Source organism: Falsibacillus pallidus, from assembly GCF_003350505.1.
Taxonomy (GTDB): Bacteria; Bacillota; Bacilli; order Bacillales; family DSM-25281; genus Falsibacillus; species Falsibacillus pallidus.
In genome coordinates this window covers 58,944-83,659 of the sequence record NZ_QQAY01000001.1, presented here as the reverse complement: position 1 = coordinate 83,659, position 24,716 = coordinate 58,944, and the positions used below count along the sequence as shown (strand labels likewise).

Genomic DNA, 24,716 nt, shown 5'->3' with positions numbered 1-24,716 from the left:
ATAATTGATTGAGGTGCACAGTATGAAACAAAGCATGACACTTATTCCAACAATGCGTGAAATTCCTGCAGATGCAGATGTAAAGAGCCATCAGCTGCTTTTGAGAGCGGGATTCATCAGGCAAAATGCAAGCGGGATCTACAGCTTTTTGCCTCTTGGAAAAAAAGTACTCCAAAATATTGAACAAATCGTAAGAGAAGAAATGATGGCTGCAGGGGCAGTAGAAGTATTGATGCCGGCACTGCAGCAGGCTGAACTTTGGCAGGAATCAGGCCGCTGGTACTCCTACGGTCCTGAACTCATGAGGCTCAAAGACCGCCATGATAGGGAATTTGCACTTGGGGCTACACATGAAGAAGTCATCACAAGTCTGATCAAAGATGAAGTTAAATCTTATAAGAAGCTTCCTTTGACGCTTTACCAGATCCAAACAAAATTCCGTGATGAAAAACGTCCACGCTTTGGTCTGCTTCGGGGAAGGGAATTCATCATGAAAGATGCATACTCATTCCATTCATCTCAGGAAAGCCTGGATGACGTTTATCAAAAAATGTACAAAGCTTACTCTAATATCTTTGAACGCTGCGGCTTGAACTATCGTGCTGTCATAGCAGATTCAGGTGCGATGGGCGGAAAAGATACACATGAATTCATGGTGCTTTCTGAAATCGGAGAAGATACGATTGCTTATTCAACTGAATCAGATTTCGCTGCAAATATCGAAATGGCTCCGGTAGACGTAAAATATGAAAAAAGCAGCGATGCGCCTGACAGCCTGAAAAAAGTCGATACTCCGGATCAAAAATCAATCGATCAAGTATCAGGATTTTTAAACAAGAAACCTGAAGAGTGCATCAAAACAATGATTTTTAAAGTAGATAATGAATATGTGGCTGTTCTCGCCAGAGGAGACCATGAAATAAATGACATCAAAGTAAAGAATGCGTTAGGGGCTGTTTCTGTCGAGCTGGCTGCACCGGAAGAAACAAAAGAGAAAATGGATTGTCCGGTTGGTTCTCTTGGTCCGATTGGCATTGAAGATATGAAAATCCTTGCTGATACTGCTGTAGAGTTCATTGTGAATGGTGTGTGCGGAGCAAATGAAGAAGGTGTACATTTTATCAATGTAAATCCAGGACGTGATTTCAACGCGGATTATGCAGATCTTCGCTTCATTCAGGAGGGTGACCCTTCACCGGATGGCAAGGGAATCATCCAGTTCGCTAAAGGAATTGAAGTGGGACATGTCTTTAAGCTAGGCACCCGCTACAGCGAAGCGATGAATGCTGCATATCTTGATGAAAACGGACGTTCACAGCCTATGATCATGGGCTGCTACGGAATTGGCGTATCAAGGACTTTAGCGGCCGTTGCCGAACAGTTTAATGATGAAAAAGGGTTTGTATGGCCGAAAAATATCACACCATATGATATCCACTTGATCCCTGTCAATGTAAAGGATGAAGCACAAACGAAACTGGCAGATGAACTTTATGCTTCATTGCTTCAACATCGATATGAAGTTCTTCACGATGACCGCCAGGAGCGCCCGGGCGTCAAATTCGCTGATTCTGACTTGATCGGTTTGCCTGTCCGCATCACTGTGGGCAAAAAAGCTGCAGATGGAATTGTCGAAGTGAAGCTAAGGGAAACCGGGGAAGTATTTGAGTACACTAAGGCTGAATTATTGGAAAAGCTCCAATCGATCCTTGCTTAAAAATATTTGATAAAAAGCGCCTATAAAAAAGGCGCTTTTTTATGCTTGGATTTCTTTCTTTAGAAAATGATTCTAATTGCACAACAACATATCGGAACATGATAAAATAAACAAATAGAAGAAACGAGGATGGGGGCGAGATTAAATGAATGGAAATCCATCCGAAAAGCGCGAACGCTTTCGATTATTATTGGATCAATTAAAATTGACGGATGATAAATATATGCCTCATTTCGAAGGGGCGGAAATTGCGAAGCTGACAGCTGACAGATCCGCAAAAAAATGGAACTTTTCTTTCCGTTTTAAATCAATCATTCCATGTGAACTTTTCTCTCTTTTTTCTCAGCAGCTCGAGAGGACTTTTTCCCATATTGCTTCTGTATCTTTTACGATTGAAACAGAGGAGCCAATCATTTCAGAAGAGCTGATCTTGGATTATTGGCAAAGCTGCATAAAAGAAATCGATGGGATATCACCACCGCTTTTAGCTCTATTAAATAGCCAAAAACCAATGGTGAAAGGCAATAAAATCATTATTAAAGCGGGAAATGAACTTGAAGGAATAACGCTGAAAAGGAAATATGGAGAATGGATTTCTTCGATTTATCAAAACTTCGGTTTTCCCAAGCTTGTTTTAGATGCGGAAATAAAAGCAGAAGGACCAACGGAAGAGTATCAGCAATTTTTGGAACAAAAGAAGAAAGAAGACGAAGAACGCGCTAAACAGGCTGTCATTGACATGCAAAAGCGTGATTCTGAAAAAGATAACGCTGCCCAGGATTCAGGACCTCTCCAAATCGGCTTGATGATAAAAGAGGACTCGGATTTCAGAAATCTTATTGACATTCATGATGAAGAGCGCAGAATCGCCATCGAAGGCTATATTTTCGATGCTGAGACAAAAGAGCTTCGCAGCGGCAGAACACTCCTCACATTTAAAATTACCGATTACACAAGTTCAATGCTCGTTAAAATGTTCTCACGAGATAAAGAGGATGCAGCTATGTTCAACCGCGTGAAAAAAGGAATGTGGGCAAGGGTGCGCGGGAGCATACAAAATGATACGTTTGTCCGCGACCTCGTGATGATTGCGAATGATGTCAATGAAATTAGACCGATTACCAGAAAAGACACCGCTCCTGAAGATGAAAAGCGTGTCGAGCTTCACCTTCATACACCGATGAGCCAAATGGATGCCATTTCTTCAGTTGCCGATTTAGTAAGCCAAGCAAAAAAATGGGGGCACAAAGCCATCGCCATCACAGATCATGTAGGTGTCCAATCTTTTCCCGAAGCCTTCAATGCAAGCAAAAAAAATGACATTAAAGTATTGTATGGCCTTGAAGCAAACTTGATTGATGATGGCGTGCCGATTGTGTATAACGAAGCGAAGCGCCTCCTGGAAGAGGATACTTATGTGGTATTCGACGTGGAAACAACAGGTCTTTCGGCTGTATACAATACAATCATCGAGCTTGCGGCTGTAAAAATCCATAATGGTGAAATAGTGGACAAGTTCGAGCGCTTTGCCAATCCGCATCACAAGCTGTCTGCTACTACAATCAATTTGACGGGGATTACAGATGACCTTGTCGAAAATGCACCTGATCCAGAAGTCGTTGTGGAAGAATTCCACCAATGGGCAGGAGATTCGATCTTGGTGGCTCACAATGCGTCATTTGACATGGGCTTCTTAAATGTTGTCTACAAGAAAATAGGTATTGGGAAGGCCGTTAATCCAGTTATCGATACATTGGAATTAGCCAGATTCCTCTATCCGGAATTCAAAAATCACCGATTAAATACACTGGCTAAGAAATTCGATGTGGAATTGACCCAGCACCATAGAGCCATTTATGATGCTGAAGCGACAGGATACATTTTAATCAAATTACTGAAGGATGCATCTGAAAAAGGAATCGAATATCACGAACAATTCAATGACTATATGGGAAAAGGCGATGCATATAAGAGGGCCCGTCCTTCTCATTGCACCCTGCTGGCACAGTCAGAGGAAGGGTTAAAAAATCTATTCAAGCTTGTGTCTATTTCGCATTTGAATTATTTCTTTCGTGTTCCGAGAATTCCAAGATCGCTGCTTCAAAAACACCGGGACGGGATATTGATAGGTTCAGGCTGTGATAAAGGGGAAGTATTTGAAGGCATGATGCAGAAGGCTCCTGAAGAAGTAAAGGAAATTGCTTCCTTCTACGATTATCTTGAGGTAATGCCAAAAGACATTTATACGCCCCTTATTGAAATGGAACTGATTCAAGATGAAAGAGCATTGGAAGAAATCATAGGGAATATTGTAAAACTTGGTGATGAATTAAATATTCCTGTCGTTGCAACAGGCAACGTTCATTATCTAAATCCAAATGATAAAATTTATAGGAAAATCCTGGTCAATTCACAGGGTGGTGCCAATCCGCTCAACAGACATGAATTACCGGATGTTCACTTTAGGACAACGAATGAAATGCTTGATGCATTTGCATTTTTAGGAAAAGACAAGGCTAAAGAAATTGTTGTTGAAAACTCCAACAAAATTGCAGATATGATAGATTCCATCAAAGTCATCAAGGATGATCTTTTCACCCCTAAAATTGAAGGGGCAGATGAAGAAATGCGCAGTATGAGCTATGGTATGGCAAGAAGGATATATGGAGAAGACCTTCCTGAAATCGTAGAAGCACGTCTGGAAAAAGAATTAAAGAGTATCATAGGCCACGGTTTTGCGGTAATCTATCTGATTTCACATAAGCTGGTTAAAAAATCGCTCGATGATGGATATCTTGTAGGATCACGTGGATCAGTCGGTTCCTCATTTGTAGCAACGATGACGGAAATAACTGAAGTAAATCCATTGCCTCCGCATTATGTCTGCTCTAAATGCAAGCACTCTGAATTCTTTAACGATGGTTCTGTCGGATCGGGATTCGATTTGCCTGATAAACAATGTCCAAACTGTGGGGCAACCTATAAAAAAGACGGACACGATATTCCGTTTGAAACGTTCCTTGGATTTAAAGGGGATAAAGTACCCGATATCGATTTGAACTTCTCAGGTGAGTATCAGCCGCATGCCCATAATTACACAAAAGTCCTTTTTGGTGAGGACAATGTCTACCGTGCAGGGACAATCGGTACAGTGGCGGATAAAACGGCATTTGGATATGTAAAAGGATATTCCCAAGACAACAATCTCACGCTTCGCGGGGCGGAAATCGAGCGTCTTGCCCAAGGGTGTACAGGCGTAAAACGAACTACCGGGCAGCATCCCGGCGGAATCATTGTTGTACCGGATTATATGGATATCTTTGATTTTTCTCCAATCCAATACCCGGCAGACGACAGCAAATCAGGATGGAAAACAACACACTTTGATTTCCACTCCATTCATGACAACCTGCTCAAGCTGGATATTCTTGGGCACGATGATCCGACCATGATTCGGATGCTGCAGGATTTAAGCGGGATTGATCCTAAGACCATTCCGACAGATGACCCTGAAGTCATGAAAATCTTTAGCGGCACCGAGTCCCTTGGGGTCACGCAAGAACAAATCATGTGTAAAACAGGAACACTCGGGATTCCTGAATTCGGGACTCGCTTCGTAAGGCAGATGCTCGAAGATACGAAGCCAACAACCTTCTCTGAGCTAGTACAGATTTCCGGCCTTTCCCATGGAACGGATGTATGGCTCGGGAATGCACAGGAATTGATTCATAATAGCATCTGTACACTAAGTGAAGTTATTGGGTGCCGTGATGATATTATGGTCTACCTTATTTATCAGGGGCTGGATCCGGCCTTTGCTTTTAAAATCATGGAATCTGTCCGTAAAGGAAAGGGCCTTTCAGAAGAAATGGAAGCAGAGATGAGAGATAAGGAAGTACCGGAATGGTATATCGACTCATGTAAGAAGATTAAGTATATGTTCCCGAAAGCCCATGCTGCCGCATATGTATTGATGGCAGTACGGATTGCGTATTTTAAAGTCCACCTTCCTCTCCTCTACTATGCTGCATATTTTACTGTAAGAGCAGAGGACTTCGATGTGGATGCCATGGTAAAGGGCTCTCAATCCATTAAGGCAAAAATAGACGAAATAAATGCCAAGGGCCTCGACATGTCAACAAAGGAGAAAAACTTATTGACTGTACTCGAGTTGTCGCTTGAAATGTGCGAGAGGGGATTCAAATTCCAAAGGGTCGATTTATATAAATCGAGTGCAGATGAATTCATCATCGAAGGAGATACACTCATCCCGCCTTTCAATGCGATACCTGGTCTCGGGACCAATGCTGCAATGAATATTGTAAATTCAAGAAAAGACGGGGAGTTCTTATCTAAAGAAGATCTTCAGCAGCGCGGGAAGGTCTCCAAGACAATCATGGAATACCTTGATAACCATGGCTGCCTTGGATCTATGCCGGAACAGAACCAATTGTCACTGTTCTAAGCTGGTCGGGGCTGAGCAAGGCGCTTCCGCTTTACTTGATCCAGCTCCAGCGCCTAGCCCCTCGAGTCATAAGCCGTACCTCTACGGAAATCAGGATTTCCTTCGAGTTTCGTCTTATGCTGGTCGGGGCTGAGCAAGGCGTTTCCGCTTTACTAATTTGCATTAAACTGCTGATTATGGTATATTTTTATTGGAAATACTAAGATAACTCAAGTCAAAGAGTGGGGTCGCACCCGCTCTTTCGTGTTGTTATAGGGATTTTTGAGTGAATTTGCGAGACGACCAGGAGGTATTTATGAGTAAAGTAACGGACATGATCGAGGAGCTCGTTACACCTATTCTAGATGAAATGCAGCTCGAATTAGTTGAAGTCGAGTTTGTAAAAGAAGGGAAAAACTGGTTCCTTCGCGTATTTATTGATAAGGACAATGGAATTGATATTGAGGATTGTGGAATTGTCAGTGAACGTCTTAGTGAAAAACTGGATGCACTTGATCCAATACCTCACAATTACTTCCTTGAAGTTTCTTCACCGGGAGCAGAGCGTCCTTTGAAAAAAGAGAAGGATTTTGAAAAAGCCATCGGGAAATATATTAATGTAAAGACATACGAACCGATTGACGGGGAAAAAACCTTCGAAGGAACGCTGCGTGAATATAATGGCGATACTTTAACTATGGAAATCAGAATCAAGACTAGGACCAGGACTGTTGTTTTGCCGATGGATAAAGTGGCAATAGCACGTTTGGCCGTCTCTTTTTAATAAGTATCGTTTTGTTAATTGAAGGGGGATGAATAACATGAGCACAGAATTATTGGATGCTCTCAATATTCTCGAAAAAGAAAAAGGAATTTCGAGAGATGTATTAATTGAAGCTATTGAAGCAGCGCTTATTTCTGCTTATCGACGCAATTTTAACCAGGCACAAAATGTGCGCATTGACTTAAATCTGGGTTCCGGGACTATGAGGGTCTTCGCCAGAAAAGAAGTAGTAGATGAAGTATTTGATTCCCGCCTGGAAATCTCCCTTGAAGAAGCAGGCTCCATCAACCCTGCCTATGAAGTAGGGGATGTAGTGGAAATCGAAGTAACCCCTAAAGATTTTGGACGCATTGCTGCACAGACAGCGAAGCAGGTGGTTACTCAGAGAGTACGTGAAGCTGAACGCGGGATCATTTATTCCGAGTATGTGGACCGTGAAGAAGATATTATGACAGGGATCGTGCAGCGTCAGGATCCGCGTTTTATTTATGTAAGCCTTGGTAAGATAGAGGCGCTTCTTCCCCCAAGCGAGCAGATGCCAAATGAAACTTATAAACCGCATGACAGGGTGAAGGTGTTCATTACAAAAGTAGAGAAGACTACAAAAGGGCCACAGATCTTTGTATCCCGAACTCACCCAGGTCTTTTGAAGCGATTATTTGAAATCGAAGTTCCAGAAATTTATGATGGAACAGTGGAAATCAAATCTGTCGCACGTGAAGCAGGGGACCGCTCCAAAATTTCAGTTTTTGCTTCGAACTCAGAAGTTGATGCAGTAGGGGCATGTGTAGGGCCAAAAGGATCACGTGTTCAGGCAATCGTCAACGAGCTGAAAGGCGAAAAGATTGATATTGTCGAATGGTCCGAAGATCCAGTTGTATTTGTTGCAAATGCATTGAGCCCATCTAAAGTATTGGATGTACAAGTAGATGAAGAAGGAAAAGCTACAACAGTGGTTGTTCCTGATTATCAGCTATCGCTTGCCATCGGTAAGAGGGGCCAAAATGCTCGTTTAGCAGCCAAACTGACTGGCTGGAAGATTGATATCAAGAGTGAAACGGATGCAAGGGAGCTAGGCATTTATCCTAGGGACAATGCACCTGCATTCGAAGAAAATATTGATGAAGACGCCTATGACTTTTCCGATGAGGACTATGAATAATAGGCAATAGGGTAAGAGGTGAATGAAAATGGCATCTCAAAAGAAGATACCTATGAGAAAATGTGTTGCCACTGGTGAAATGAAGCCGAAAAAGGAAATGATCAGGATCGTTCGTTCTAAAGAGGGCGAAGTATCCATCGATCCTACCGGCAAGAAATCAGGCAGGGGTGCGTATCTCTCACTTAATAAAGAAGCAGTACTGCTGGCAAAAAAGAAAAACACACTAGCAAACCATCTAGGTTCAAAAATTGAAGATTCCATCTACGAAGAACTTCTTCAATTAATAGAAAAAGGCAATTTATAATATAATGATGAATCAAAAAAAATGGATGTCATTATTAGGACTTGCCAACAGAGCTAGAAAAACGATTTCAGGCGAAGAGCTTGTAGTCAAAGATGTTAAAAACGGTCGAGCAAAGCTTGTGTTGCTTTCGGAGGATGCATCGCATAATACTTCGAAAAAAATACTTGATAAGTGCCATTACTATAATGTACCCGTAAAAAGGGTTGAAAACAGGGAAATCCTAGGTCAAGCGATTGGCAAGGATGCCCGGGTTGTGGTGGCTCTATTAGATGAAGGCTTTGCAAAAAAGCTTGCATTATTGCTCGATGAATCTCAATGGGGGTGAACATATGAGTAAAATGCGAATTTACGAATATGCAAAAAAACATAATGTTTCCAGTAAGGATATCATTTCAAAATTAAAAGATATGAATGTTGAAGTTTCCAACCATATGACAACAATTGATGACGATGTGTTGGTGAAATTGAATTCTATCTTTAATGTTAAACAGGACAGCGGCAAGGGAGATTCCAAACCGGCGCAATCAAATGCAAAAAACCAGCCGAAGAGCAATCCTTCTAAGCCAGCACCAAGAAAAACTGATGATGGAGAGGATTCTCCAACAAAGGTTAAAGTAAAATCCGCTCCTAAAAGCCAAGAAGGCAAAAAGCACGACCAGCAGTACCAGCAAAAAGAAAATAAAGTCTTCAACAGCAACAATAAAAAGGGCGGCAATAGAAATAGGAACCAAAATCAATCAAAAGGCAGACAGCAGTCTCATCAAGCTCCTCCTCAAAAGAAGAAGGAAAGAGAACTGCCGGCGAAAATCACGTTCACTGAGTCCCTTACTGTAGCTGAATTAGGTAAAAAACTCCATCGTGAGCCTTCTGAAATCATCAAAAAGCTGTTCATGCTCGGCATCATGGCTACAATCAACCAGGAACTTGATAAAGATGCCATTGAATTGATTGCAGACGAATACGGTGTAGAAGTGGAAGAAGAAATCAAAATCGATACTACAGATCTTGAAGTATACTTCACAGAAGATTCTGATGAAGATATGGTTGAACGTCCTTCCGTTGTTACAATCATGGGCCACGTCGACCATGGTAAAACAACTTTGCTTGACTCTATCCGCAATACAAAGGTTACCGCCGGAGAAGCTGGAGGAATCACTCAGCACATCGGAGCTTATCAAGTTAAAGTAAATGATAAGAAAATCACGTTCCTTGATACACCGGGACATGCTGCATTTACGACAATGCGTGCACGAGGAGCTCAAGTTACGGATATTACCATTCTAGTGGTAGCAGCAGATGATGGTGTAATGCCTCAAACAGTTGAAGCAATCAACCATGCTAAAGCTGCAGAAGTGCCAATCATCGTTGCAGTAAACAAAATGGATAAAGAGGCAGCAAATCCTGACCGCGTCATGCAGGAATTGACAGAACATGGATTGGTTTCTGAAGCATGGGGTGGAGACACAATCTTTGTTCCACTATCTGCTCTTTCTGGTGAAGGCATCGACAACTTGCTTGAAATGATTCTGTTAGTTGGTGAAGTTGAAGAGTATAAAGCCAATCCGAAGAGAAATGCTATTGGTACTGTTATTGAAGCCCAATTGGATAAAGGGCGTGGATCAGTTGCTACATTACTAGTACAAAATGGTACTCTCCGCATCGGTGATCCAATCGTTGTTGGTAATACTTTTGGACGCGTACGTGCAATGGTCAACGACCTTGGACGCCGTGTCAAAGAAGCAGGCCCTTCAACTCCGGTTGAAATCACTGGTTTAAGTGATGTGCCGCATGCAGGTGACCGTTTTGTTGTCTTTGAAGATGAGAAAACTGCTCGTCAAATTGGAGAAAACAGAGCACAGCAAGCTTTGCAGGCCTCCCGAGGAGAAAAGAGCAGGGTTACCCTGGATACATTATTCGAACAAATGAAACAAGGCGAGATGAAAGACTTGAATATCGTCCTGAAAGCAGATGTTCAAGGATCTGTTGAAGCAGTTGCAGCTGCCCTTCAAAAAATTGAAGTTGAGGGTGTAAATGTTAAAATCATTCATACTGGCGTCGGTGCCCTTAATGAATCTGACATTACTCTTGCTGCAGCATCAAATGCTATTGTCATCGGATTCAATGTGCGTCCAGATGTCAATGCGAAGCGCGCTGCTGACGCAGAAGGCGTCGACATCCGATTACACAGAATCATCTATAAGGTAATCGAGGAAATCGAGGCTGGAATGAAAGGGATGCTTGATCCTGAATTCCAAGAAAAAATCATCGGCCAGGCAGAAGTGCGCCAGACATTTAAAGTTTCAAAAGTCGGTACAATTGCCGGAAGCTTCGTTACCGAAGGAAAGATTACCCGTGACAGCGGAATCCGCTTGATTCGTGACGGAGTAGTCATCTTTGAAGGCGAAGTCGATGTATTGAAGCGCTTTAAAGATGATGCAAAAGAAGTAAACCGTGGTTATGAATGCGGTATTACAATCAAAAACTTCAACGATTTAAAAGAAGGAGACATCATTGAAGCATACATCATGGAGGAAATCGCTCGCTAATGATCGGTTATGCTGAATGTGAGTGTTTTATATTTGATGCCCATTCACTTAAAGAAAAAAGAGCCGTGCTTCAACGTGTGTTGACGCGGCTCAAACAAAAATATAACGTCTCGGTCTCTGAAGTGGATTATCAGGATATGTGGCAGCGCACTAAGATTGCAATTGTCACAGTATCTTCATCTAAAGAAGCTTCTGAAAGGGAATTGGAGCGTGCATTAAAATTCATGGACTCCTTCCCAGAATGGGAAAGAGGACAGACAACTTTTGAGTGGTTGTAAAAGGGGTGAATCATCATGGCCCACCGTATGAATCGTGTAGGCGAACAAATGAAGAAAGAATTAGGCGATATCATCGGGAAGAAAATCAAAGATCCCCGCATCGGTTTTGTAACCGTTACGGATGTTGAAGTCTCCGGTGATCTGCAGCAGGCGAAAGTATTCATTACTGTTCTTGGAGATGAAGAGCAGAAAGAGAATACGCTTAAAGGTTTAGCCAAAGCAAAGGGGTTCATTCGTTCTGAAATCGGACAAAGAATCCGCCTCCGCAAAACGCCTGAATTGATTTTTGAATTTGACGAATCAATCGACTATGGTAATCGGATTGAGAACCTTTTAAGAGGAATACAAGAAGATACCAATGGGGATAATGAATAAGTGGATAGGATAGACGAATATGTCTATCCCTTTTTTATGGACAAAACCATGGGCGGCCGGCTCTTCTGGGTAATAATGAATGGCTGCTTGGATGATAAAGGGTGAACAGATTATGGATGGTATTTTACCGTTATGGAAGACTAAAGGGATGACCTCCCACGATTGTGTATTTAAGGTGAGGAAAATTCTTGGAATGAAAAAAGTTGGCCATACGGGCACTTTGGATCCAGATGTGACCGGAGTACTCCCGATCTGCCTTGGACGGGCGACGAAGCTTTCTGACTATATCATGAATGCAGGAAAAACATATGAGGGCGAAGTTACCCTTGGATTCTCAACAACAACGGAAGATGCCTCCGGAGAAATCGTTGATTCAAGAACTGTTAATGAAAAAATTTCCAAGGAATCCGTCCTAGGGGTTCTATCGCAGCTGACTGGGGAAATCCAACAGACACCCCCTATGTATTCTGCCGTAAAGGTAAATGGGAAAAAATTATATGAATATGCTCGGGCAGGCATCGAGGTGGAGCGTCCGACCAGGACCGTTCATGTATACAGCCTTGAATTAATAGGTCCGATTCAACAGGAAGAGGAAACTGTCCGTTTCCGCTTTAACGTTTCATGCAGTAAAGGGACATACATAAGGACCTTGGCGGTGACAATCGGAGAACTGCTGGGTTATCCCGCGCACATGTCTGACTTAATGAGAACCTCTTCGGGGTCATTTACAGAAGAAGATTGTATTACTCTTGAACAGCTTAAAGAAATGACTGAAAAAGGGATAGTGGAAGAAGCAATATACCCTTTGGAAAGAGGTATTTCTCATTTGCCGATAAGGGAAATTAGTGATACATTAGCAGAGAAAGTGAAAAACGGAGCAGTATTAGAAAGCACGGCTGATTTACCGGATGCACATGAGTGGGTGTTTACAGAACATGGCCAAGCATTGGCTATCTATCAACCCCATCCTACAAAGGCTGGCATGATCAAGCCGGTGAAAGTTCTCCGCATCGAATAGAGAAAATAGGTGAGGAATCTTGAAGAAAATAATGATCCATCATCCACATTCTTATAATAACGAGGACTTTCCTCCTCTAGTTATGGCCCTTGGCTATTTTGATGGAGTACATCTTGGACACAAAAAAGTCATGAATACAGCCCTTGAAATTGCCAGGGAAAAAGGGATAAAGAGTGCCGTAATGACATTTGATCCACATCCGTCAGTGGTTTTGGGACATAAGCATAAACATCTGCAATACATTACACCTTTAAAGGAAAAAGTGAAACAGATTGAAGAAATAGGGATAGACTACGTTTTTGTAGTCCGCTTCACTTCTGCATTCGCAAGCCTTTCACCTCAGGAGTTCATTGATCAGTATGTGATTGGGCTGAATGTAAAGCATGTTGTAGCCGGATTTGACTACAGCTATGGAAAACTTGGTGAAGGAAAAATGGAAACGATGCCATTCCATTCCCGTGATTTATTTTCTCAAACTACAGTGGAAAAGCTGGTTAATGAATTTGGAGAAAAAGTAAGTTCTACATTGATCCGTGAAAAGATTAATACGGGGAAGGTTGAACAGATTCCTAGTTTACTTGGACGCTGGTACACGACCGCAGGGACTGTCATTCATGGAGATAAACGCGGCCGCAAGATCGGCTTTCCTACAGCCAATATTGAATTCAATGATGATTTCCTTGTACCTTTAAAAGGTGTTTATGCTGTCAGGCTCCATGTAAACAATACATGGCATGATGGTGTTTGCAACATTGGATTTAAGCCGACATTTAAAAATCCCGATGAATATTCCATGTCAATAGAAGTCCATATATTAGATTTCGATCGTTCTATCTACGGTGAGGAAGTTTTGGTAGAATGGCATAAAAGAATCCGGGATGAAATGAAATTCAGTGGAATCGATCAATTGATCGAGCAGATTGCGAAAGATAAAGAGACCGCAAAGGAATACTTTGCGAAAGATCTTTTTTAGACTTGCAATTTCAATCTGATAGTAGTATCCTAATAAAGGTGAAATGAACCTTTGCTTGGCAAGTCGAGTCTCCGACGCTTGCTCAGTAACAGGGGATTAAAAAGGATTTATTTCCTTTTAATTTAACATAGGAGGTGAACAGGATGGCTATCACTCAAGAGCGTAAAAATGAACTTATCAATGAGTATAAAATCCATGACACAGATACTGGATCTCCAGAAGTTCAAATTGCTGTCCTTACGGAATCAATCAACAATTTGAATGATCACTTGCGTACTCATAAGAAAGACCACCACTCTCGTCGCGGTCTTCTTAAAATGGTAGGTAAACGTCGTAACTTGTTAACTTATTTGCGTAACAGTGACGTTCAGCGTTACCGTGAATTGATCAACAAACTTGGTTTACGTCGATAAGTCATGTAAAAGAAGCGGGATTTTTCCCGCTTTTTTATTAGCTTAAAAAACTTTTAAGAATTATGACTTACTAATGAGAATATTGACTAAAATACATAATGTCTATACTTAATGATTATATCAGCACTATGTGCTTTATGATAAAATGAAACAATATACATTGAAAAGTTTTAATCAGAGAGGGGTTAACATATGGAACAAGATAAACAGATCTTTTCCACCGACTGGGCTGGCCGTAATTTGACAGTAGAAGTTGGACAATTAGCAAAACAAGCAAATGGAGCGGTTCTTATCCGCTATGGTGATACTGCAGTATTAAGTACATCAACTGCATCAAAGGAACCAAAAAATCTGGACTTTTTCCCATTGACTGTAAACTACGAAGAACGTCTTTATGCAGTTGGGAAAATCCCGGGTGGATTCATCAAACGTGAAGGCCGACCAAGCGAAAAAGCCGTTTTGACAAGCCGTTTGATTGACAGACCGATCAGGCCATTATTTGCGGATGGTTTCCGCAACGAAGTACAAGTAATCAGTATGGTCATGAGTGTGGATCAAGACTGCCCATCAGAAATGGCAGCAATGTTTGGTTCTTCTTTGGCTCTTTCTGTATCGGACATTCCTTTTGATGGCCCGATTGCCGGTGTCATCGTTGGATTGGTTGATGATCAATTTGTCATTAATCCGACTGTTGAACAATTGGAGAAGAGCAAAATGCATTTAACCGTTGCAGGTACAAAAGATGCAATCAACATGGTTGAAGCCGGAGCTGAGGAAATTCCGGAAGAAACTATGCTTGAAGCAATTATGTTCGGGCATGAAGAAATCAAAAAACTGATTGCTTTCCAAGAAGAGATTGTAGCAAAGGTCGGCAAAGAAAAGATGACGGTTGAGCTTTCTGTCGTTGATTCAGATATTGAAGCAGAAGTCCGCGCTATGTGTGAATCCAAATTGATTCCAGCTATCCAAGTGCAGGAAAAACATGCACGTGAAGCTGCCATTAAGGAAGTAAAAGATGAGGTTCTGGCATCTTACGAAGAGCGTGAAGACATTACTGATGAGACAATCAAACAAGTGAAAAAAGTGTTGGATAAGCTTGTCAAAGGTGAAGTCCGCCGCTTAATTACAGAGGATAAAGTACGTCCTGACGGGCGTGGAGTAGCTGAGATCCGTCCGCTTTCTTCAATGGTCGGAATTCTTGCAAGGACCCATGGTTCAGGTTTATTTACACGTGGACAAACTCAAGCATTGAGCGTATGTACACTAGGAGCTCTTGGAGATGTTCAAATCCTTGATGGTCTTGGACTTGAAGAATCAAAACGCTTCATGCATCATTATAATTTCCCATTATTCAGTGTAGGGGAAACTGGTCCAATGCGTGGTCCTGGCCGCCGTGAAATCGGTCATGGAGCACTTGGTGAACGTGCCCTTGAGCCAATCATCCCGAACGAAAAGGATTTCCCATATACGATTCGCCTTGTTTCCGAGGTGCTTGAATCAAATGGGTCTACATCACAAGCAAGCATCTGCGCTAGCACACTTGCAATGATGGATGCCGGGGTGCCAATCAAAGCACCTGTAGCGGGAATTGCAATGGGACTTGTTAAATCAGGTGAACATTACACGATTTTGACCGATATCCAAGGCATGGAAGATCATCTTGGAGACATGGACTTTAAAGTGGCAGGTACTGATAAAGGCGTCACTGCTCTTCAAATGGATATCAAGATTGATGGGTTGTCCCGTGAAATCCTTGAAGAAGCATTGCAGCAGGCTAAAAAAGGCCGCATGCAGATATTGGACAGCATGCTTTCCACTATTTCCGAGCCGCGTGAGTCGCTGTCTCAATACGCGCCTAAGATTTTGACAATGACGATCAATCCTGATAAAATCCGTGATGTTATTGGACCGAGCGGAAAACAAATCAATAAAATCATTGAAGAAACCGGTGTTAAGATTGATATTGAACAAGATGGTACAGTATTCATTTCTTCTATAGATGAGGAAATGAATAAAAAGGCCAAGAAAATCATTGAAGATATTGTCCGTGAAGTAGAAGTTGGACAAATTTACCTTGGTAAAGTCAAACGCATTGAAAAATTCGGTGCATTTGTTGAAATCTTCAGCGGTAAAGATGGACTTGTCCATATTTCTGAATTGGCTGAAGAACGTGTTCGCAAAGTGGAAGATGTATTGGCGCTTGGTGATGAAGTATTGGTGAAAGTCATCGATATTGACAATCAAGGCCGCGTAAATCTTTCAAGAAAAGTGGTTCTTAAAGAACAACGCGAAAAAGAGGAACAGCAAGAACAGAAATAATCGAGAGGGCTGACTCATAAGAAAAAAGCAATTTCTCTCTTCTATTTTGAAGAGAGGCCGGCTTTTTTGGAGTCAGCCTTTTTTTATCAAGAAATCCTATTTTGCTCACCAAGTTTTCCGTCTTATGCAGGTCGGGGCTTTCAAGCCGCTTCCGCTTTTCTCAATCCAGCTCCGCCTCCTAGAGGCTGGGAGACTTCGCTCAGCACACTTACGATAAGTCATCATCGATTCGCTAAAGCTCATCGTGATTCCTTTATCTCGCAGCGCTTCAGTCCAACCTCGGCGCCTCTGGGCAGCCAGTGGAGCTTTTCGATTGTCCAGCTCCAGCGGCTAGCCCCTCGAGTCATAAGCCGTACCTCTACGGAAATCAGGATTTCCTTCGAGCTCCGTCTTATGCTGGTCGGGGCTTTCAAGCCGCTTCCGCTTTTCGTTCTACCTTGTCCCTTTTTCTCATATTTTTTATTGAAGGAGGAATGGACGTGGATAAGAGACGTTTGGTTGAGGTTGGACTGATTGTGGTGATCGCTGCAGCGGTTATTCAGAATCCTTTGTCATCACAGTATGTATATGGGCTTAAGGATGCTGCGCTTGAGGTGGCTGTTTCTCAAAATCAGCTTTATTCAGATATAGAAAAAGCAGCTCAACAATTTTCAATTCCGCCGCAAAATGCTAAAATTGATAAAGTGTGGAAAACCATACCGGGTTATAATGGGCTGGAAGTTGATATCAAGGCTTCTTATGAAAAAATGAAGAAATCAAAAAAATTCAATGAACAAAAATTAATTTTTAAACAAATACCTCCTTCCGTCCATTTGAAGGATTTGCCGCCTTCTCCCATTTATAAGGGCAATCCGGACAAACCTATGGTTTCATTACTGATAAATGTCGCATGGGGAAATGAATACTTGCCGGATATGCTTGCGACCCTGAAGAAAAATGATGTAAAGGCAACGTTTTTCCTTGAAGGGCGATGGGTAAAAGAAAACCCCAACCTTGCAAAGATGATCGTCGAAGCAGGAAATGAAGTTGGGAATCACTCCTATTCACATCCTGATATGAAAAAATTGACGAACGGACGTATAACGGAAGAACTGCAAAAGACCAACGATGTCATTGAGGCAACAACTGGGGAAAAAGTAAAGTGGTTTGCACCGCCAAGCGGCAGCTACAGGGAAGAAGTCGTAAATATCGCATCTGGACTACATCTTGGCACCATAATGTGGAGTGTCGATACGATAGATTGGCAAAAGCCATCTCCACAGGTTTTATTACAGAGGGTTACATCAAAAGTCCATCCTGGTGCCATGATATTAATGCACCCGACTGAATCTTCTTCACAAGCACTTGATGCCTTGATTAAAGAAATCAAAAAGAAGCAATTGCGTTTCGGGACCGTTTCTGATTTAGTAAATGAAGAACGGATCATTAAGCTGCCGTCACCACTTTCCGAAAAACAATAAAAACAAACTAGGTTTGATCATCTAGAACAGGAGGAACACAATTGATAAAGAAATATACTTGCCAAAACGGTGTACGAATTGTACTAGAAGAAATACCGACAGTCAGATCCGTTGCTCTGGGCGTCTGGATCGGAACTGGTTCGAGAGATGAGACTCCCGTGAACAACGGCATCTCACATTTTCTAGAGCACATGTTCTTTAAAGGGACAGAAAACAGGGGAGCCCGTGAAATTGCAGAAGCATTCGATTCCATAGGCGGACAGGTAAACGCGTTTACATCAAAAGAGTACACATGCTATTATGCAAAGGTTCTTGATACCCATTCTGAAATGGCTCTGGACATTTTAGCGGATATGTTTTTCAACTCTACTTTTGACGAAGAAGAACTGAAAAAAGAGAAAAACGTGGTTTATGAAGAAATCAAGATGTATGAAGATACTCCCGATGATATTGTCCATGACCTGCTAAGTAAAGCTGCTTATGAAACACATTCTCTTGGATATCCTATCCTGGGTACAGAGGAAACACTTTCAACCTTCAATCAAAATACATTAAAAGAGTACATGCATAATATGTACACACCTGATAAAGTAGTCATTTCGATTGCAGGAAATATTAAAGAATCATTCATTAAAAAAATTGAGGAACGCTTCGGTACATATGAAGGTGGAAAAAGAAGCAATGAGGAGACAAAACCTTCATTCCACACTAATCGATTAACACGTAAAAAGGATACGGAGCAGGCTCATTTATGTCTTGGCTACGAAGGTCTTCCTATCGGACATGAAGATGTATACAGCCTGATAACTCTCAATAATATTCTGGGCGGAAGCATGTCATCAAGACTGTTTCAAGAGGTGCGTGAACAGCGCGGTTTAGCCTACTCTGTTTTTTCTTATCATACGTCCTATAAAGATAGTGGAATGGTTACAGTTTATGGTGGAACAGGCTCCAAGCAAATGAATCAGCTATTTGAAACCATTCAAGAGACGCTGGCGGCGCTTAAGAAAACAGGGATTACAGAAAAAGAGCTGAACAACAGCAAGGAGCAATTAAAAGGAAACTTGATGCTCAGTCTTGAAAGTACTAATAGCCGCATGAGCCGCAACGGGAAGAATGAATTGCTCTTGGGCAGGCATCGCACCCTTGATGAAATTGTCGATGAAGTCGACAGTGTAACGATTTCAGGAGTGAATGAACTCGCCAATAAAATCTTTAAGGATGAATATTCGGTTGCTTTGATCGGACCGAATGATGATCTTCCTAGCCAATAATGAATAGGAAAGGGACCTGCAGAAAAAAAGCTGCTGGTCCTTTTTTTTATTCCTATAAACTAAATACTTGCTTCTAAAATGGGCCAACTCCTTATACATTGTAGTAATAGGTATTATGCAGAGGTGATCTAATGAGGCTGAGTGAATTGAGCGGAAAAGAAATTGTGGATTATCGGAAAGCGGAAAGACTGGGTATATTGGGGCATACTGATTTGGAAATCGATGTCCGGACAGGTGAGATATCTTCCCTTATCATCCCTACAGGCAAATGGTTTGGAAGCAGAGGGCGTGGAGCGGAGATAAGGGTTCCTTGGAATCATATCAGGACCATTGGCAGTGATATGATGATTTTAGAAGTACCAGAGTAATTGTCCATAAATAATATCGGCTGCTGCAGATTACCTGCGGCAGTCTTTTTTAGTTGGATGACTCACCGATTGAAACGATGACTCATAAACTGAGGAAGTGAATACGAATTAATGGTTATATGTGATAGATGATAAAGGACAAAGAAGGTGAATGCATTGATGTTGACCGGAATGCAGATCACAGTGATCGGCGGAGATGCTCGTCAACTGGAAATCATTCGAAGGCTGACAGAACTGGATGCGAAAATTTCGCTCATCGGATTTGAACAGCTGGACCATGCATTTACAGGAGCAGTGAAAGAAAAGCTCGATGAAGTGGATTTCTCGGTGATGGATGCCATCATCCTCCCAGTGCCTGGGACCAACGGAGAGGGCAAGGTAGAAACCATCTTCTCAAATGAAAATGTATTGCTTACTGAAGATATCCTTATGAAGACTCCCGCTCACTGTACAGTGTATTCAGGAATAAGTAATCCATATTTAGATGGCATTACAACGAAAACAAACCGGCGCTTGGTGCAATTATTTGAGCGTGATGATGTCGCTATCTATAACTCCATCCCAACGGTAGAAGGTACCATGATGATGGCGATTCAGCATACGGACTTTACAATCCATGGATCTAAAGTTGCCGTACTCGGTCTTGGAAGGGTCGGAATGAGTGTAGCCCGGGCGTTCGCCCACCTTGGAGCAAAAGTCAAAGTAGGTGCAAGGAAATCAGAACATATTGCGAGAATCACAGAAATGGGATTGACTCCATTCCATTTAAATGATTTGCCGAAGGAAGTGTCAGATGTCGATATCTGCATCAATACCATCCCATATCCGATCGTCACAGCAAATGTCATTTCTAAGATGCCTTCGCAGACACTCATCATAGATTTGGCTTCCAAACCTGGCGGCACAGATTTTCGGTATGCGGAAAAACGGGGAATCAAAGCACTGCTTGCACCAGGACTGCCTGGGATAGTAGCCCCTAAAACAGCTGGCCAGATATTAGCGGGAGTACTGGCTCAATTACTGGAAGAGGATTTCTTAAAAAGGAAGGAGCCCTGAAACATGAGTTTAGCTGGAAAAAGAATTGGATTCGGATTAACAGGTTCCCATTGTACTTACGATGCTGTGTTCCCTGAAATTAAAAAGCTGGTTGAAGCAGGAGCAGAAGTCGTACCGGTCGTTACCTTTACTGTTCAAAATACGGAAACACGATTTGGAGCAGGTGAGGATTGGATTCAAAGGATAGAAGAGGTGACAGGAAATAAGGCTATCGATTCCATCGTAAAGGCAGAACCCCTCGGCCCCAAATATCCATTGGATTGCATGGTCATAGCCCCGTTGACAGGCAATTCCATGAGCAAGTTCGCAAATGCGCTTACCGACAGTCCTGTCTTAATGGCTGCTAAAGCCACAATAAGAAATCATCGGCCAGTGGTCCTTGGCATCTCAACAAATGATGCACTGGGGCTGAATGGCGTGAATCTAATGACCCTAATGGGAGCCAAAGATATTTTCTTCATTCCTTTTGGCCAGGATGATCCTGAAAAGAAGCCAAAATCAATGGTGGCACGAATGAGTATGCTTCAGCCAACGATACTGGCAGCATTGGAAGGAAAGCAGATCCAGCCGGTTATTGTAGAACGATTTTTAGATGGGGAATAATTCCCCTTCAACTTTTTCCGGATTCTTAATAAAATAATAGGGCAACTATTCGTAATGTGTTAAAATATACGATATTACTTATTAATACACTAAATTTCGAAAGAATCGGAAGGGGAATATCTCATGTCATCAAGAGGTTTTCATGTTGCGGTAGTCGGTGCAACCGGCGCCGTCGGACAACAAATGGTACAAACTTTAGAAAAACGCGATTTTCCTATACAGAAACTTACATTATTATCTTCTGCTCGTTCAGCAGGAACTACTGTTAAATATAAAGGGCAAGATATCATTGTCCAAGAAGCAAAACCGGAGAGCTTTGAAGGAGTGGACATCGCTCTATTCAGTGCAGGCGGCAGCGTTTCAAAGGAATTTGCACCAGAAGCGGTTAAAAGAGGTGCGATTGTGGTAGATAATACAAGTGCATTCAGAATGGATCCTGAAGTGCCTCTTGTGGTTCCTGAAGTAAATGAACAGGATCTTCATCTGCAAAAAGGCATCATTGCGAATCCAAACTGTTCTACCATTCAAATGGTAGCGGCTCTTGAACCTATTCGCCAAAATTGTGGTTTGAGCAAAGTGGTTGTATCAACATATCAGGCCGTTTCAGGTGCGGGTGCAGCGGCAATCGATGAACTGCGGACGCAATCTCAGGAACTATTGGATGGCAAAGAAGCAAATCCGACTATCCTTCCGGTAAAATCGGATGAAAAACATTATCAAATTGCCTTCAATGCAATCCCTCAAATTGATAAATTCGAAGAAAATGGATACACATACGAAGAAATGAAGATGATCAATGAAACAAAGAAAATCATGCATATGCCTGACTTAAAAGTAGCTGCCACTTGCGTGCGCCTGCCTGTGGAAACCGGGCATTCAGAATCTGTATACATCGAAGTGGAAAAAGAAGGAGTTTCAGCTGCAGACATCAAGGACTTAATGGCGCAGGCTCCGGGAGTAGTCCTTCAAGACAGTCCGGAAGAACAGGTATATCCTATGCCTGCCTATGCAGTTGGAAAGAACGAGGTATTTGTCGGAAGGATTCGAAAAGATCTCGATGAAGAAAAAGGCTTCCATATGTGGATTGTCTCTGATAATCTCCTTAAGGGAGCAGCATGGAACTCAGTTCAGATTGCCGAGAGCCTAGTGAAACTCGAAATCGTAAAATAACATATACTAACGTATGATAAACATCCCAGGCTGATTGAATACCCTGTAAATATACGATAAAAGCAGGGCGCCATCCGGCACCTCCCGTATATTTTTGGGAGTATTTCAACAGCCTGATTTACAAACAGCGAAGAATTTAACAACAATCAATCTGCGACTATCCAGGTCCAGATCATTTTAGAGGTGTAACAAATGAAGTTGATCGTGCAGAAATTCGGCGGTACGTCTGTGAAGGATCAAGAAAGCCGCAAGCAGGCAAAAAGACAGATAGAAAAAGGATTAAATGAAGGATATAAAGTCGTAGTGGTAGTCTCTGCGATGGGCAGAAAAGGGGATCCATACGCTACGGATACTCTGCTTTCACTTGCAGGAGGCATTTCTTCTTCCATTTCAAAAAGAGAACAAGACCTTCTATTGTCTTGTGGAGAGATTATCTCCAGCGTTGTCTTTACTAATATGCTGCTTGAATCTGGAATCAATGCTACTGCTTTGACAGGAGCGCAGGCTGGCTTTAGGACCAACAGTGATCATACAAACGCTAAGATTATGGAAATGAAATGCGACAGGATCCTTCGTGAACTCCAGCATCATGATGTGGTAGTTGTTGCAGGATTTCAAGGTGCAGCTAAAAATGGGGATATCACGACCATTGGGCGTGGAGGAAGCGATACTTCAGCTGCTGCCTTAGGAGCTGCATTGAATGCTGAATGGATTGATATTTTTACGGACGTTGAAGGGATCATGACTGCAGATCCACGCATAGCCGAAAAAGCGCGTCCACTCGAAGTGGTAACATATAACGAAGTTTGCAATATGGCTTATCAAGGTGCCAAAGTCATTCATCCGAGGGCCGTTGAAATTGCAATGGGCTCAAAGGTCCCGATTAGAATCCGCTCAACCTATTCAGATGGATTGGGGACATTGGTCACTTCTGTCAACAAACAGAATAAGGGATCTGATATTAGGGAGAGGCTGGTTACAGGAATCGCCCATGTAGGCAACGTTGCCCAGATAAAGGTCTTTGCTAAGAAAGACCAGTATAATTTGCAGTCTGAAGTATTCAGTGCAATGGCCAGGGAACAGATCAGTGTTGATTTCATCAATATTTCTCCAACAGGCGTAGTTTATACGGTATCCCAGGATGTACTTGAGCGCGCAATCGTAGTATTAAAGAATCTTGGGTATGAACCTCAGGTTGAAGAAGGCTGTGCCAAAGTTTCGGTCGTCGGAGCAGGGATCACGGGTGTTCCAGGAGTGACATCCAAAATCGTCACTGCGTTGTCTGATGAAGGCATTAGGATCCTTCAATCTGCCGACAGCCATACAACCATCTGGGTCCTCGTGAAAGAAGCCGACTTGGTTAAGGCAGTAAATGCACTTCATGATGCATTTGAACTCCAAAAAGACATTTTTGAATATGAAGCAACGGATTTTTAATTTTTTTGTACATGGAGGGTTTTCTAATGATTAACTTTGGACGGATTTCTACAGCAATGGTCACACCATTTGACAGTAAAGGGAATGTAGATTTTGAAAAGACGGCTTCTCTTGTCAATTACTTAATTGACAATGGGACGGATTCACTAGTGGTCGCAGGAACAACCGGTGAATCTCCGACACTCTCAAGTGAAGAAAAGGTTGCTCTGTTTAAGCATGTTGTTAAGGTGGTAGACGGAAGGGTGCCTGTTATTGCAGGTACAGGGAGTAATAACACCCATGCTTCCATTGAGCTGACGAAAAAGGCTGAGGCTGCTGGTGTAGATGCAGTAATGATTGTAGCCCCTTATTACAATAAACCGAGCCAGGAAGGAATTTACCAGCATTTTAAGGCGATTGCAGATTCCACCAACCTGCCTATCATGGCATATAATGTGCCTGGCCGGACAGCAGTTGGCATCAGTCCAGATACGGTGGTCAAGCTATCTAAAATCCCGAATATTGTAGCGGTGAAAGAAGCAAGCGGCGATTTAGATGCTATGACTGAAATCATTGCCAATACTGCCGATGATTTTGCCCTTTACAGCGGTGATGATGGATTAACATTGCCGGTGCTATCAGTTGGGGGAACTGGAATTGTTTCAGTGGCATCACATGTTGCGGGCAATGAGATGCAAGAAATGATTAACGCTTTCTTTAACGGTGAACTAAAAGAAGCGGCGCTTCTGCACCAAAAATTACTGCCATTGATGAGAGGGCTTTTTGCAGCACCGAGCCCTACACCAGTCAAGACAGCATTGCAGCTGAAAGGCCTGGATGTAGGTTCTGTGAGGCTTCCATTAATCCCTCTCACTGAACAGGAACGTTCAAAAGTTGCGGAATTACTAAAATCAATATCATGATAAAAATGAGGCTGGATCAAAACGATCCAGCCTTTTAATATGGATTGACTGGTTGAATTTTGTTGTAATGCCAATTTATCATCAAGTATAATGAAAATAACTGATTAATGATC

General features: G+C 42.3%; 21 protein-coding genes. All 21 read left to right on the top strand.

The features are described from left to right. Positions 1 to 22 precede the first annotated feature (22 nt). The 21 genes from DFR59_RS00370 to dapA all read left to right on the top strand — a co-directional run bounded on the left by DFR59_RS00370 (position 23) and on the right by dapA (position 24,603). Complete coding sequence (locus DFR59_RS00370) at positions 23 to 1,717, top strand: proline--tRNA ligase (RefSeq protein WP_114743643.1); 1,695 nt, start codon at positions 23 to 25, stop codon at positions 1,715 to 1,717. A gap of 145 nt (positions 1,718 to 1,862) precedes the next feature. Further along, complete coding sequence (locus DFR59_RS00365; protein WP_114743642.1) at positions 1,863 to 6,182, top strand: PolC-type DNA polymerase III; 4,320 nt, start codon at positions 1,863 to 1,865, stop codon at positions 6,180 to 6,182. 295 nt (positions 6,183 to 6,477) lie between these two features. Further along, a complete protein-coding gene (gene rimP, locus DFR59_RS00360; protein ID WP_114743641.1) occupies positions 6,478 to 6,945 on the top strand; it encodes a ribosome maturation factor RimP in 468 nt (155 codons plus the stop codon). Positions 6,946 to 6,982: 37 nt separating this feature from the next. Continuing rightward, positions 6,983 to 8,107: a transcription termination factor NusA gene (gene nusA, locus DFR59_RS00355; protein WP_114743640.1), complete on the top strand. Its 1,125-nt coding sequence runs from the start codon at positions 6,983 to 6,985 to the stop codon at positions 8,105 to 8,107. 28 nt (positions 8,108 to 8,135) lie between these two features. Beyond that, positions 8,136 to 8,411: an RNase P modulator RnpM gene (rnpM, locus tag DFR59_RS00350; protein ID WP_114743639.1), complete on the top strand. Its 276-nt coding sequence runs from the start codon at positions 8,136 to 8,138 to the stop codon at positions 8,409 to 8,411. Positions 8,412 to 8,418: 7 nt separating this feature from the next. Further along, a complete protein-coding gene (locus DFR59_RS00345) occupies positions 8,419 to 8,736 on the top strand; it encodes a YlxQ family RNA-binding protein (RefSeq protein WP_114744222.1) in 318 nt (105 codons plus the stop codon). 4 nt (positions 8,737 to 8,740) lie between these two features. Then, the gene (infB, locus tag DFR59_RS00340) at positions 8,741 to 10,957 is read left to right on the top strand and encodes a translation initiation factor IF-2 (RefSeq protein ID WP_114743638.1); all 2,217 of its coding nucleotides are present in this window, start codon (positions 8,741 to 8,743) and stop codon (positions 10,955 to 10,957) included. Next, a complete protein-coding gene (locus DFR59_RS00335; protein WP_114743637.1) occupies positions 10,957 to 11,235 on the top strand; it encodes a DUF503 domain-containing protein in 279 nt (92 codons plus the stop codon). The genes infB and DFR59_RS00335 overlap by 1 nt, the downstream gene beginning before the upstream one ends. Before the next feature lie 15 nt (positions 11,236 to 11,250). Further along, on the top strand, positions 11,251 to 11,610 hold the full coding sequence (rbfA, locus tag DFR59_RS00330) for a 30S ribosome-binding factor RbfA (RefSeq protein WP_114743636.1): 360 nt from the start codon (positions 11,251 to 11,253) through the stop codon (positions 11,608 to 11,610). Between the two features lie 112 nt (positions 11,611 to 11,722). Next, positions 11,723 to 12,628, top strand: a complete 906-nt coding sequence (gene truB / locus DFR59_RS00325; protein WP_114743635.1) for a tRNA pseudouridine(55) synthase TruB — start codon at positions 11,723 to 11,725, stop codon at positions 12,626 to 12,628. Between the two features lie 19 nt (positions 12,629 to 12,647). After that, entirely contained in the window at positions 12,648 to 13,601 is a 954-nt protein-coding gene (ribF, locus tag DFR59_RS00320; RefSeq protein WP_114743634.1) for a bifunctional riboflavin kinase/FAD synthetase, read from the top strand. Between the two features lie 143 nt (positions 13,602 to 13,744). Then, entirely contained in the window at positions 13,745 to 14,014 is a 270-nt protein-coding gene (rpsO, locus tag DFR59_RS00315; protein ID WP_114743633.1) for a 30S ribosomal protein S15, read from the top strand. A gap of 192 nt (positions 14,015 to 14,206) precedes the next feature. After that, a complete protein-coding gene (pnp, locus tag DFR59_RS00310) occupies positions 14,207 to 16,333 on the top strand; it encodes a polyribonucleotide nucleotidyltransferase (protein ID WP_114743632.1) in 2,127 nt (708 codons plus the stop codon). A gap of 473 nt (positions 16,334 to 16,806) precedes the next feature. After that, positions 16,807 to 17,793 (top strand): polysaccharide deacetylase family protein, encoded by a 987-nt coding sequence (locus tag DFR59_RS00305; RefSeq protein WP_114743631.1) that lies wholly within the window; start codon positions 16,807 to 16,809, stop codon positions 17,791 to 17,793. Positions 17,794 to 17,834: 41 nt separating this feature from the next. Next, entirely contained in the window at positions 17,835 to 19,067 is a 1,233-nt protein-coding gene (locus DFR59_RS00300; protein ID WP_114743630.1) for a M16 family metallopeptidase, read from the top strand. 131 nt (positions 19,068 to 19,198) lie between these two features. After that, positions 19,199 to 19,435 (top strand): YlmC/YmxH family sporulation protein, encoded by a 237-nt coding sequence (locus DFR59_RS00295; RefSeq protein WP_114743629.1) that lies wholly within the window; start codon positions 19,199 to 19,201, stop codon positions 19,433 to 19,435. A gap of 159 nt (positions 19,436 to 19,594) precedes the next feature. Continuing rightward, a complete protein-coding gene (gene dpaA, locus DFR59_RS00290) occupies positions 19,595 to 20,491 on the top strand; it encodes a dipicolinic acid synthetase subunit A (RefSeq protein ID WP_114743628.1) in 897 nt (298 codons plus the stop codon). A 3-nt stretch (positions 20,492 to 20,494) separates the two neighbouring features. Continuing rightward, on the top strand, positions 20,495 to 21,094 hold the full coding sequence (dpaB, locus tag DFR59_RS00285) for a dipicolinate synthase subunit B (RefSeq protein WP_114743627.1): 600 nt from the start codon (positions 20,495 to 20,497) through the stop codon (positions 21,092 to 21,094). 123 nt (positions 21,095 to 21,217) lie between these two features. Further along, complete coding sequence (asd, locus tag DFR59_RS00280; RefSeq protein WP_114743626.1) at positions 21,218 to 22,264, top strand: aspartate-semialdehyde dehydrogenase; 1,047 nt, start codon at positions 21,218 to 21,220, stop codon at positions 22,262 to 22,264. A gap of 192 nt (positions 22,265 to 22,456) precedes the next feature. Beyond that, on the top strand, positions 22,457 to 23,701 hold the full coding sequence (dapG, locus tag DFR59_RS00275; protein ID WP_114743625.1) for an aspartate kinase: 1,245 nt from the start codon (positions 22,457 to 22,459) through the stop codon (positions 23,699 to 23,701). Positions 23,702 to 23,727: 26 nt separating this feature from the next. Then, the gene (dapA, locus tag DFR59_RS00270; protein ID WP_114743624.1) at positions 23,728 to 24,603 is read left to right on the top strand and encodes a 4-hydroxy-tetrahydrodipicolinate synthase; all 876 of its coding nucleotides are present in this window, start codon (positions 23,728 to 23,730) and stop codon (positions 24,601 to 24,603) included. Positions 24,604 to 24,716 lie beyond the last annotated feature (113 nt).

What these genes read in the sequence shown, in the direction of transcription:
- dpaB (WP_114743627.1), top strand. Translation starts at nt 20,495, where the DNA reads ATGAGTTTAGCTGGAAAAAGAATTGGATTCGGATTAACAGGTTCCCAT.
- infB (WP_114743638.1), top strand. Translation starts at nt 8,741, where the DNA reads ATGAGTAAAATGCGAATTTACGAATATGCAAAAAAACATAATGTTTCC.
- DFR59_RS00305 (WP_114743631.1), top strand. Translation starts at nt 16,807, where the DNA reads ATGGACGTGGATAAGAGACGTTTGGTTGAGGTTGGACTGATTGTGGTG.
- rbfA (WP_114743636.1), top strand. Translation starts at nt 11,251, where the DNA reads ATGGCCCACCGTATGAATCGTGTAGGCGAACAAATGAAGAAAGAATTA.
- dapG (WP_114743625.1), top strand. Translation starts at nt 22,457, where the DNA reads ATGAAGTTGATCGTGCAGAAATTCGGCGGTACGTCTGTGAAGGATCAA.
- dpaA (WP_114743628.1), top strand. Translation starts at nt 19,595, where the DNA reads ATGTTGACCGGAATGCAGATCACAGTGATCGGCGGAGATGCTCGTCAA.
- DFR59_RS00295 (WP_114743629.1), top strand. Translation starts at nt 19,199, where the DNA reads ATGAGGCTGAGTGAATTGAGCGGAAAAGAAATTGTGGATTATCGGAAA.
- asd (WP_114743626.1), top strand. Translation starts at nt 21,218, where the DNA reads ATGTCATCAAGAGGTTTTCATGTTGCGGTAGTCGGTGCAACCGGCGCC.
- DFR59_RS00335 (WP_114743637.1), top strand. Translation starts at nt 10,957, where the DNA reads ATGATCGGTTATGCTGAATGTGAGTGTTTTATATTTGATGCCCATTCA.
- DFR59_RS00345 (WP_114744222.1), top strand. Translation starts at nt 8,419, where the DNA reads ATGAATCAAAAAAAATGGATGTCATTATTAGGACTTGCCAACAGAGCT.
- DFR59_RS00365 (WP_114743642.1), top strand. Translation starts at nt 1,863, where the DNA reads ATGAATGGAAATCCATCCGAAAAGCGCGAACGCTTTCGATTATTATTG.
- dapA (WP_114743624.1), top strand. Translation starts at nt 23,728, where the DNA reads ATGATTAACTTTGGACGGATTTCTACAGCAATGGTCACACCATTTGAC.
- pnp (WP_114743632.1), top strand. Translation starts at nt 14,207, where the DNA reads ATGGAACAAGATAAACAGATCTTTTCCACCGACTGGGCTGGCCGTAAT.
- DFR59_RS00370 (WP_114743643.1), top strand. Translation starts at nt 23, where the DNA reads ATGAAACAAAGCATGACACTTATTCCAACAATGCGTGAAATTCCTGCA.
- rpsO (WP_114743633.1), top strand. Translation starts at nt 13,745, where the DNA reads ATGGCTATCACTCAAGAGCGTAAAAATGAACTTATCAATGAGTATAAA.
- nusA (WP_114743640.1), top strand. Translation starts at nt 6,983, where the DNA reads ATGAGCACAGAATTATTGGATGCTCTCAATATTCTCGAAAAAGAAAAA.
- rimP (WP_114743641.1), top strand. Translation starts at nt 6,478, where the DNA reads ATGAGTAAAGTAACGGACATGATCGAGGAGCTCGTTACACCTATTCTA.
- rnpM (WP_114743639.1), top strand. Translation starts at nt 8,136, where the DNA reads ATGGCATCTCAAAAGAAGATACCTATGAGAAAATGTGTTGCCACTGGT.
- truB (WP_114743635.1), top strand. Translation starts at nt 11,723, where the DNA reads ATGGATGGTATTTTACCGTTATGGAAGACTAAAGGGATGACCTCCCAC.